The sequence below is a fragment of the Wolbachia endosymbiont of Drosophila seguyi genome (assembly GCF_028981765.1).
Classification (GTDB): domain Bacteria; phylum Pseudomonadota; class Alphaproteobacteria; order Rickettsiales; family Anaplasmataceae; genus Wolbachia; species Wolbachia pipientis.
Genome location: NZ_JAPQLM010000133.1, coordinates 1 through 10,532 on the forward strand (window position 1 = coordinate 1; position 10,532 = coordinate 10,532).

Here is a 10,532-nt window from a genome sequence, read left to right on the forward strand (position 1 = left end):
ACCGCGAATGAATCGCGGTATGACGGTTCGCGGCGGCATGACGATAAGGTTTATACCTTGTCATCCCAGTGCCCAAACACTGGGATCCAGTTTTCTTTACAAATTCACCAAAAGTGTTTCATTCTATAACATAAAACCCATACTCACCAAATCCAATGCATTACTTGCAATTAAGTTTCCTGGATCCCAGTGTCTGGGCACTGGGATAACAAAGGAGGACGTTATTCCAGTGCCAAGCACTGACCATTTCTGGTCTCTTAAATTGCAACTAATCTAAGTATTAAAAAATTTACCAAACGAAAAAAAAGGCAAAAAAAGCCCGATGGTTGGCTAGTTACTTACATTATACTTTCAAGTATGGCGTTTTTTTATTCTAAACGCTTAATAACCGTGACTCAGCCGCTTTTAAGCCGCAACTAATCTAAATTATAAACGTTAAGAAATTTACTAAACAGAAAAAAAAGGCAAAGAAACCCTAGGGTAGCTAATTATTCACTATCCATTTTTTAAGTTGGCGTTTTTTGATGTTTTAAATAGCGTATTTCAGCTTGTGTAGCTAGAAATTTGATAAAGACATGAGGTGCACATAGTGCAAAAAATTAAGCATGATTTACGCCAAATACATTAAGTTTTTTTGTCATTAATCCACTGCAGAGATTGCGAAGATAAATAAATAGCTTCAGTTTCATGATAAGGGGGCTGGCGAAGGGTGTCAAGGAAGTTTTTCGTTTCATCCAATGCGTTGCCAAAAGTTTGTTATGCAAGAGATCCCATAAATTGGGTGTCATAATAACTACACCCACATTAATTTTGGTGTACGTGACCTTGAAAGATCGTGATTCAATACTTAAATTATTAGGGTAGTAGGCAAATAATGGAGCTCAAAATGCATAATGTACAAGAAACTGAAAATTTAAAATTTGACGCTGAAGTAGGGAAAGTACTGAATATAGTGATTCATTCACTTTACACCAATAAAGACATTTTTCTGCGTGAATTAATATCAAATGCATCAGATGCATGTGATAAGTTGCGCTATGAATCTCAACTAAACCCTAATTTGCTAGATTTGAGTGACGAATTAAAAATCACTATCAGCTCCAATAAAGATAAGAACGAGCTATATATCACTGATAATGGCATTGGAATGAATAGACAGGATTTAATAGACAATCTTGGTACAATTGCAAGCTCTGGTACGCAAAAGTTCTTGGATGCGATTAAGAATAGCAAGGATTCAAGCCAAACTGTGGAGCTGATTGGGAAGTTTGGTGTTGGTTTTTACTCAAGCTTTATGGTTGCATCAGAAGTAATAATAGAATCGAGAAAAGCTGGAGAAGAGGAGTCTTGGATCTGGCAATCCAAAGGAGATGGGGAATATTCAATCAGCAAGTCAGATAATCAAGTCCCTCGCGGAACCAAAATTACGCTCATTATGCATCCTGAAGAAAACGAGTTTTTAGATAAATTTCGTGTTGAAAATATTGTCACTACTTACTCTGATCACATAAATTTTCCTGTTGAATTTATAGACGAAGAAGGAAAAAGTGAAAAGTTAAACAGTAAGGCTGCAATTTGGACTAAGCCAAAAAATGACGTTACTCAAGAGGAGCACAACGATTTTTTCCGCAGTGTTGCCCACGTCGGCGGGGAGCCCTGGATGATATTGCATAATAAAAATGAAGGTGCAATAGAATATACAAATTTGCTTTATGTTCCTTCTATAAAACCTTTTGATTTATTCCATCCAGATAGACGTTGCTCTGTTAAGTTATATGTAAATAAAGTATTTATCACTGAAGATAATGTACAGATCATACCGCAGTATTTACGTTTCTTGAAAGGTATTGTTGATTCACCGGACTTACCTCTTAATATCAGCAGAGAAACGTTGCAGAATAATCGTGTTGTTGAGCAAATCAGGAAATCCCTCACTAAACGCGCGATATCAGAGCTCGGTAAAAAGGCAAAAGAGAATTTAGAGGAGTACACAAAATTCTGGACCAATTTTGGTGCAGTATTAAAAGAGGGTCTTTGTGAAGCTATGCCAACTGATGAGAGAGAAGCGCTGCTCTCGATTTGCAGATTTCATAGCACTGGTGATGAGAAATTAGTAAGCATTGATGACTATATAAGCAGAATGAAGCCTGAGCAGGAGCATATCTATTATCTCACTGGAAATAGCTTGGATTCAGTGAAAAACAGTCCGCAACTTGAGGGATTCGTCAGTAAAGGACTAGAAGTGCTCCTATTTGTTGATCCAGTTGATGACTTTTGGACTAGTGTAATTCATGAATACAAAGATCGGAAAATCAAGTCTGTAACCCGTGCAGATGTTGATTTGGAAAAATTCTCTTCAGAAGAAGATAAGACAGATGAAGAAAATAAATCGAATGAAGAAAAAACTGAGGAAACTATACTGCAATATTTTACCACAGTGCTTGGAGATTCAGTAAAAAGCGTAAAAATTTCCAAAAAATTGACTGATAGTCCCGTATGCCTAGCGGTTGATGAAGGTGCTATGGATCTTCGCATGGAGCGTTTTTTGCGTGAACAAAAGCAGCTAAATTACCGCACGCCAAAGGTGCTTGAAATTAATACTAAGCATCCTGTAATAAAGAGTATAATGAAATCTTATGCTGAAAGTGGTGAAAACCCAACATTGGAAGACATGATTCATTTATTATTTTACCAAGCTTGCATCGTGGAAGGTGAAGAGATGGATGATGTAAGTCTGTTTGCTAAGAGATTGAATAATTTGCTTGGCAAGATTTCTGTTTAATGCTATACTTAGCTTAGCTGCTAGTTGGGAGGTAAAACATGTTTGGTTCCAATTTTAGAGACTTTGTATCACAGGATACAACTTCACAGGGCCAATCAAATTCTGAAAGATTAATCAAAAGTTGGCATGGTTTTGAAAAACCAGATTCTGAAGATTCAGGTATTAAAGAAGAGTTTGAAGTTTTAGATAGCGAAAGTCAAGAGATACCAGCTACTCCATGTAGCACACCCTCTGAAGATCTAAGTTTAGAGAATGCAATACTTGCAAACTTTCCTGATGGTTGTGATAGGTCGTTTACCGTAGAATCAAAAGATGAAGGTTCATTTGATACCATTCCTAAAAGTTTAACTTTCGCTGAAATAACAAATATCCTAAATCAAGCTATACAAGAAGATAATTGTGAAGAACTAGACAAGGTTGTACAAAATATTGAAGATTATGAAGGTAGGTCTATTACGCTGGATAATGTAAATTTAAAGAGTTTTTGTGAGCAACAACTTAACTTAGATTTACAAGATAGAAGCGATCATCAACATATATACTCAAATGTACTATCACAGTATAAATTTGATCAGGAGAATTTTGAGTGTGATTATTCAGTAAAAGAATTGGTATTATTGGCAATTGCAGCTAATGACAAGCGAGTAGAGCAATATCAGGATTTTCTTTTTGCTGAAGAAAATTTAAGTCTTTTACCTGTACTTGTTGGTGGTCAAAAATATATTGAAGCTTTTATAGAAAAATTCCATGGTACTGATGGAGTTTATGGAAGATTAAAAGGTCAAGCTATACAACTTGTCGAACCTAATAAGATTGACTTTTTCTCAGTTATAGCACTAAGAAAAGAGCAAGAATTACTAGAGACAGTTTTTGTCGAATACGTTTTAAGAGATTTTGGACAGGTGTTAAAAACAAGTAAACCTAATCCTTTGTATGGTGCGCTTGAAACAGCATCTCTGATCAAAAATGAAGAATTCATCACGATAGTGCTAGATGCATTTGAAAGATATATTAATGAGCTAACTAAAAAAGCCTCAACAGAAGAGTTATTAAAAAAGAGCTTTGCTACCTTGTTAGAAACTGCGATAAGCCAGGAACACACATCTGTCATTGAATACCTGTGCAAACGATACACTAATAGTGCAGATCGTGCCATTTACGATGTATATGAACAAGCATTTGCAGATGATAAAGTTATTACAATACTAAGGCAACAAATCCTGAAAAACATAGGAGCTCGTGGCAGAAAAGAAATTTATGATTTAATTCTGAAAACTGCATTGGATGCTGGTAATATTGCATTTATCGAGCACTTGTGTGAAAAATGTGCTAAATGCAGCAATGATGTTATTAATTATCTTGATCATAAATCTAAAAACAACGAGTTTGATGAAATATATGAATCAATTCTGATTGCATTGTCTAATACTGAAAGTCAAGACATTATAGTCAGTGTTCTAGCTCATGTTCAAATTTATCAAAGCATACTCAATAATAAACAGCAAGTAGTCAGGCAAACCATACAAAATATACTGAGAAATGCAATAAAAGAAGCTAGTGATGGAGTTGTTGTACCCTTATGTCAGCATGTTGACCTAAAATTCGCAGCTCTTCAGGCAATATGCAAGGAAGAATTTGAGAAAGCTTTACCAGTAATTGCAGAACAGCTTGAAAAAATAAGTATGGAACTTTCTCCAAGTATGACTCGTAATGAGTATCAAAAAAATAGAGATACTTTGAGTCATCTATATCTAATTAGAAATTTGTTAGAAAGTAGTAAATTAATCAATACTTCCAGTAAAGCAAATATACAGACACAAGCGAATACACAAGTTAATAAAAGAAGCAGCAGTGATAATGCAGTATCACCTGTTATAAAAGGCGATACGGCTGTAGTAAATGAAGAGAATAACAATCAACCAAGCAGTCAAAGAAACCCAAAATCCAAAAGTGCTGGCAGTCAACAGACAGAAAAAAATGTTCTTGCAGGGGAGGAAGAAAATGCTATCTTAAATAACACAGGGGTTTCAACGCAGGAGCCTTTAATTAATAATTTTGAGGAGGGTGAAATCAAAAAAGGCAGCGGAAAAAAAGGTGTTAAGCAACTTGCCAGTCCTGTTAAGAAAAAGATTGATGGACTTATAAGCAAAACCAGTACTAACTCAAGAGAAGAACTCGAAAATATTCTAAAAAGTAACTCTCCTACTCTTGTACTACAATATGTAAAAAATAAAGACGGTCCCTTTAAGGGTAAAGTAGAAGAAATTAAAAAAGAAATTAAAAACCATAATACAAAACAAGGTAATGTTAATATTTCACTGAACAACGATTTGCCAAATTCAGGAGACCAATCTACAAGTTCTAATAATACCGGAAGCAATAGTACACTTACCACAACTCCAGAAATTACGGGTTGTGAAAAGAAGTTGGGGGTAAGTGAAGTTTCTTCGAATGCTGACAATGTGTCTACAATTGGAGGTGTTATTAACAGTAAGGAAAAGCCTGCAGCAGTAGAAAAAACTAGTGCTATAAACAATCAATCAACCTCTATTACTGCAACACAAAATACGCAAAAGAGTAAGTGGCCTACCATAGCTACATGGACGTTAGCAGTAGCTGGAGTTGTTTCAGGAGCAGCTATTGCAGTTTATTTGGAAATGCTAGCTGCAGGAATAGCAGTTGGAGCTTGTTGTCTGGTTGCCGCTGCAATTATATACTGCTGTACACCTAAAAGCCAAGTTGAAAACAACAAGGTTGACAAACCTTTCAACACGGGGAAAGTACCTACTGCCGTACATGTATAATAAATATAGTAGTTTACCATTTAATAATTTATTATAATTATGTTAATTATCGGTAAATAAGGACTTGGTAAACTACGAAGAAATATTCTTGAATAAAATAAAAGATATAAAAGATGAGGGGCGCTACCGTGAATTTACGCACTTTGCGTCATTACCAGGTAGGCTCCCCCACATTATGGACTATGAAAGAAATAGGGAAGTAATAGTCTGGTGCAGTAATAACTATTTGGGAATGTCACAAAATGAGAGTGTAATTGCCGCTATCCAAAATTCATCTGTTGGTGCTGGAGGAACAAGAAATATATCTGGTACAACAAAAGAGGTTGTTGAACTTGAAAAATCCTTAGCTTGTTTGCATAAAAAAGAGGCTGCTTTAACTTTTGCTTGTGGCTACCTCGCTAACCAGACAACACTTAGCACTTTATCGTCTGTTATTCCGGGCGTAGTAATTTTTTCAGACGAGAAGAACCATTCTTCGATGATAGAAGGCATAAAATCAGGAAAAAGGCCAAAACATATATTTAAACACAATGATGTTAATCATCTAGAGCAGTTACTCAAGTCTATAGACAAAAAGACACCAAAAATAATAGCACTTGAATCCGTATATTCAATGGATGGTGATGTAGCTCCGCTTAAAGAAATATGCGACCTGGCAGATCAACATAATGCAATTACCTATTTGGATGAGGTGCACGCAGTTGGCATGTATGGTTCACATGGTGGCGGAATTGCAGAAAGAGAAGGTCTGATGGATAGAATAACCGTTATTCAAGGTACACTATCAAAGGCTTTTGGAGTGATGGGTGGGTATATAGCGTCTTCAAAGAGCTTGGTAGATGTAATAAGAAGTTCCGCTCCAGGATTTATTTTTACCACTGCTATGTCGCCTGTTTTAGCAGCGGCAGCAAAGGCAAGCGTTGAGCACCTAAAATCGAGCAACATTGAAAGGGAAAAGCAAAAGCAAGTCGTTGAAAAAGTAAAAAACTCACTGAGAAATGCAGGAATTAACTTCATTCCAACAGAAACTCATATAATTCCAATAATAATTGGCAACTCAGAGTTATCCAAAAAAGCATCAAAATTATTATTTGATGAGTATGGAATATATGTTCAACATATAAATTACCCGACAGTTCCAAGAGGAACTGAGCGTTTCCGTATTACCCCTACACCTTATCATACCGATGAAATGATAGAGCATTTAACAGAATCTCTTGTAAAAGTTTTCGAAAAGTTGTCTATCTCTGTAGCCTGTTTATGCTATAGCTAGTACAGCCCTACGTCATACCGCGATTTATTCGCGGTATCTCAGCATGGATTCCGCTAACAAGTAGCGGAATGACGAGTTTTACGCTTATCAAATTGTAGGTAAACATAAATTACTTTAGCTATAGTTTTATATCTCCAGCAATGATTAGCCCGTTGTCTTCCGTTAGCCTTCCACCGCTTTCTTGCAGAAAAAGTCTACCGAGCAAGGCTTTATATTTGTTAACTCCAGAGTAAATTATTCCACTGTGCCTTCCTGCCGCAAGGTATGCAAAGCCTAAAATTGTTGAACCTATGGAGCGTACATTACTATTGCCAGGCAGCAATTTATTTAACAAATTACCACTTACATCTATTAGACCCCCTTCACGGCTTTTCACTCGCATTTTTACATGACGAGATCTAAAATCCTCAAGAAAAGCACCTTTCTTTTCTTCTGCCCAAAAAGTTTCTCTAAGAGCCGGAGCATCAATTACAGCTGCCACAACTTTATTTTTATGAATGAGACAGACTGATACTGCAAAATAAACCATGCAACTAGAAAAGTTCTCCCTGCCCTCTATAGGCATAATAAACCAGGTATAAGTGTTATCTTTTACTTCTTGATCAGTATCATCTTCAAAAATAAAACCATAGTCTCGTTTGTAGTCGTGCAAGCAATCGTATATGGTTTGCTTGGATTTTGAATAAGTTTTATTAATAAAGTCTGCTGATTTAACATTAGAAATTTGCAATTCATTAAAATCGCGCATAAGCTGCTTGGAAGCATTACGCACAGAATCAAGCATCACATTAATTCGTGGTGATGAGAGGGACATTCTTCCTTTTACTCTTTCACTCTTCCATAATAGCTGTCACCTGGAGTATATACTACAATTTTATCCTCTTCTTTTATAAATTGAGGCACGTTAACGCGCATTCCGTTTTCCAAAATTGCAGGCTTATAAGAAGCAGTAGCAGTTTGTCCTTTAATAACAGACTCTGTTTCTTTCACAGCAAGTGTAACATAATCAGGCACATGCGCAGAAATTATTTTGTCTTGATAAGCTACAACTTTAATTTTCATGTTATCCTGTAAATAAATTTTTTTTTCTCCCAATAAGTCCAAATTTATAGTGATTTGCTCGTAATTACTTGGATGCATAAGATTTACAATGTTTCCTTCAGTGAAAAGGTAAACATATTCCTCTTCATCTAAAATTGCCCTTCTGATTGTGGCATCAGAACGAAATCTTTCATAGTGTTTTGCTCCGGTTTTGATGTTTTTCATTTCGGCTTGTATGTATGCACCACCTTTACCAGGTTGAGTATGCATAATACCTACAACCAAAAATAATCCGCCGTTATGTTCCAACACCTGACCTGGTCTGATATCGTTAGCTCTTTCTGCCATAATTACATTTTCAATTTGATCTTATAATTATAAATAGCTTTATATAAATATCAAAGTCTTTATTAGTCAATAAATTCTGGTATATTTAATACTATATACCTCCCCTTTATATTTATATGTGGAAATATCTCTTTAGTGAAAGACAGCATAATACGTTTTTTTGTGCTGATAACTAAAATTTCTAATATATCCCCTGAGCCGAAATTATACACAGATTTTACATAGCCATATAATTCATTACTTTTCAGCCTTACTTCCATATCTACAAGGTCACTTTGGTAAAATTCATCCTCATCATTTAGCTCTGGTAACTTGCTTCTTTCTATATATAGCTTCTTATTCCTTAAAAGCTCTGCTTCATTACGGGAATTTACTCCGCTTATTGTAGCTATTACTAAATTATCACCTATGACGGATACTGAGTCTATTTTATAATTCTCATCACCACTTATTAGCTTACCATATAAGGAGATATTTTCAGGCTTTTCAGTAAAGGTTTTTACTTTAACAGCTCCTTTAATTCCGTGAGGAGAGGTAATAATTCCTAAGCATACCAGATTGTCGTTCATATTAATGCAAGTATCTAATCAGAAGATTTCTCAGATAAATATTGAGTCAAAATCTCGATGCCTTCATCAATCTCTTTTTCAGTGATAATGAGTGGAGGTAAAATTCTCACAACGTTATCTGATGTTACCCCAACAGTAAGCAAGCCGCGATGACTTAACTCTTCTGCAAACTTTTGATTGTCTGCTTTCACTTTTATTCCAAGCATTAACCCTTTCCCTCTTACTTCCTCTATTATTGGAAATTTACTTGCTAAGTCTTCTAGTTTATTTTTTAAGTATTTACCTCTAATTTCAACATTTTTCAAAAAGCCGGGGCTGAGCAATTCTTCGAGCACAGCATTACCTACTGAGGTTGCAAGCGGATTGCCACCAAAAGTGGAACCGTGCATACCGACCGCCATATATTTAGCAGCATTTTCAGTTGCAAGACAAGCCCCCAGCGGAAACCCCCCGCCTATTCCCTTTGCAAGAGCACATATATCAGGTTCCACTCCTATATGTTCGTATGCGAATAATTTTCCTGTCCTACCAGCACCGCATTGTACGCAATCAAAAAATAACAATATGTCATTTTCATCACACAGCCTTCTTAGTTCTTTCATAAAGACTTCATTCATTACTTTGATACCACCTTGCCCTTGTATTGGTTCTATTAATATAACGCCTATACCACTTGAAATTGCTTTCTTTACGCTCTCAATATTGGGCTCGATGTTATCACACCAATCAATGTAGGGATTTAGTAATTCAGAAAATTTCTGTTTATCGTTTGTAGCACAAGTTAAAAAGGTTCTTCCATGAAATGCACCATGAAATGTTAAAATTCTGTGACGATTTTTATTGCCTTTTCCATTTTGATAGATCCTAGCAATCTTAAGTCCACATTCTACTGCCTCTGATCCAGAATTTGAGAAAAATACAGTGTCAGCGAAACTATTGTTTATTAATTTTTCTGCAAAATTATTGGCAGCAGGTATATTATAGGTATTTGATATATGCCATAATTTTTCTCCTTGCAATTTAAGAGCACTAATTAATCGCGAATTAGTGTGACCTAAGCTACTAACGGCTATTCCGGAGTGAAAATCTACGTAGCGCTCACCATCAACATCATATAGGTAGATACCTTTGCCATGAGAAAAATTTATATTAACAGGAGAATAAACTGGCAAAATAGGAGAAATTGTCATAAAATATTATATGCTAAATTTTATTATTAATAACATAAAAACCGTTGTTTCACAATAAGAAGGATATGTATAAGCTAGGTAAATTGATGTTTTCTGCGTTGAAGAAAAACAAATACACAAAAGTTATTGTATTACTCTCATCGATCTTTATGATTTTATTCAGTGTGATGTATTGTAATCATTTACTAAGGAGTAATTTCCTTTCTTCTTACCGTGATTCAAGTGTAAACTTAAAAAGCGTACTGGAAAATGGCATAATAAAAAAATACCATTATTTACTAATAGAAAAGCATCACATTAAATACAAAAATTTTGACTACATAAACCAACTAGTAAAACTACGTGCTGAATTATTACAATCAGTGAGCAAAGTAAAGGATTTCAGCTTAATACTGTATGATCAAAACGGCAGAATAATATTCAGTAATTTTAACACTCAAGATTATGATTATGAACAGTTACTTACAAACGATGAAATTGATAAACTATTAAGTAACCAAGAAATATTTTATACTACAGGAAATA

The 10,532-nt window shown here is 35.3% G+C and carries 8 protein-coding genes and 1 pseudogene; 5 read left to right on the plus strand and 4 right to left on the minus strand.

Annotated features, from left to right (window positions below; all coding sequences use genetic code 11):
• The 4 genes from OZD62_RS03145 to hemA all read left to right on the plus strand — a co-directional run.
• On the plus strand, positions 1 to 277 hold a 277-nt coding region (locus tag OZD62_RS03145; protein WP_275019418.1), incomplete at its 5' end, for a hypothetical protein.
• A 609-nt stretch (positions 278 to 886) separates the two neighbouring features.
• Positions 887 to 2,782: a molecular chaperone HtpG gene (htpG, locus tag OZD62_RS03150; protein ID WP_275019421.1), complete on the plus strand. Its 1,896-nt coding sequence runs from the start codon at positions 887 to 889 to the stop codon at positions 2,780 to 2,782.
• Between the two features lie 38 nt (positions 2,783 to 2,820).
• Complete coding sequence (locus OZD62_RS03155) at positions 2,821 to 5,586, plus strand: host RNA manipulator TomO (RefSeq protein WP_275019419.1); 2,766 nt, start codon at positions 2,821 to 2,823, stop codon at positions 5,584 to 5,586.
• Between the two features lie 64 nt (positions 5,587 to 5,650).
• Positions 5,651 to 6,859, plus strand: coding sequence for a 5-aminolevulinate synthase (hemA, locus tag OZD62_RS03160; protein ID WP_006279721.1), 1,209 nt, complete (start codon positions 5,651 to 5,653; stop codon positions 6,857 to 6,859).
• A 118-nt stretch (positions 6,860 to 6,977) separates the two neighbouring features.
• Here hemA and OZD62_RS03165 read toward each other — a convergent pair whose 3' ends face one another.
• The 4 genes from OZD62_RS03165 to OZD62_RS03180 all read right to left on the minus strand — a co-directional run bounded on the left by OZD62_RS03165 (position 6,978) and on the right by OZD62_RS03180 (position 10,007).
• The gene (locus OZD62_RS03165) at positions 6,978 to 7,673 is read right to left on the minus strand and encodes an inositol monophosphatase family protein (protein ID WP_006279720.1); all 696 of its coding nucleotides are present in this window, start codon (positions 7,671 to 7,673) and stop codon (positions 6,978 to 6,980) included.
• Between the two features lie 8 nt (positions 7,674 to 7,681).
• Positions 7,682 to 8,248, minus strand: coding sequence for an elongation factor P (gene efp / locus OZD62_RS03170; RefSeq protein WP_275019420.1), 567 nt, complete (start codon positions 8,246 to 8,248; stop codon positions 7,682 to 7,684).
• A gap of 62 nt (positions 8,249 to 8,310) precedes the next feature.
• Positions 8,311 to 8,817, minus strand: coding sequence for a ribosome maturation factor RimM (gene rimM / locus OZD62_RS03175; protein WP_006279718.1), 507 nt, complete (start codon positions 8,815 to 8,817; stop codon positions 8,311 to 8,313).
• Positions 8,818 to 8,831: 14 nt separating this feature from the next.
• Positions 8,832 to 10,007 carry an aspartate aminotransferase family protein gene (locus tag OZD62_RS03180; protein WP_010963155.1) on the minus strand — a complete coding sequence of 392 codons (1,176 nt, stop codon included), beginning with the start codon at positions 10,005 to 10,007 and terminating at the stop codon, positions 8,832 to 8,834.
• Between the two features lie 65 nt (positions 10,008 to 10,072).
• On the opposite strand from OZD62_RS03180, the pseudogene OZD62_RS03185 reads away from it, so the two are divergent.
• Positions 10,073 to 10,532, plus strand: a pseudogene (locus OZD62_RS03185) (sensor histidine kinase); the annotation flags it as partial.

What these genes read in the sequence shown, in the direction of transcription:
- htpG (WP_275019421.1), top strand. Translation starts at nt 887, where the DNA reads ATGCATAATGTACAAGAAACTGAAAATTTAAAATTTGACGCTGAAGTA.
- OZD62_RS03155 (WP_275019419.1), top strand. Translation starts at nt 2,821, where the DNA reads ATGTTTGGTTCCAATTTTAGAGACTTTGTATCACAGGATACAACTTCA.
- OZD62_RS03165 (WP_006279720.1), bottom strand. Translation starts at nt 7,673, where the DNA reads ATGTCCCTCTCATCACCACGAATTAATGTGATGCTTGATTCTGTGCGT.
- efp (WP_275019420.1), bottom strand. Translation starts at nt 8,248, where the DNA reads ATGGCAGAAAGAGCTAACGATATCAGACCAGGTCAGGTGTTGGAACAT.
- rimM (WP_006279718.1), bottom strand. Translation starts at nt 8,817, where the DNA reads ATGAACGACAATCTGGTATGCTTAGGAATTATTACCTCTCCTCACGGA.
- OZD62_RS03180 (WP_010963155.1), bottom strand. Translation starts at nt 10,007, where the DNA reads ATGACAATTTCTCCTATTTTGCCAGTTTATTCTCCTGTTAATATAAAT.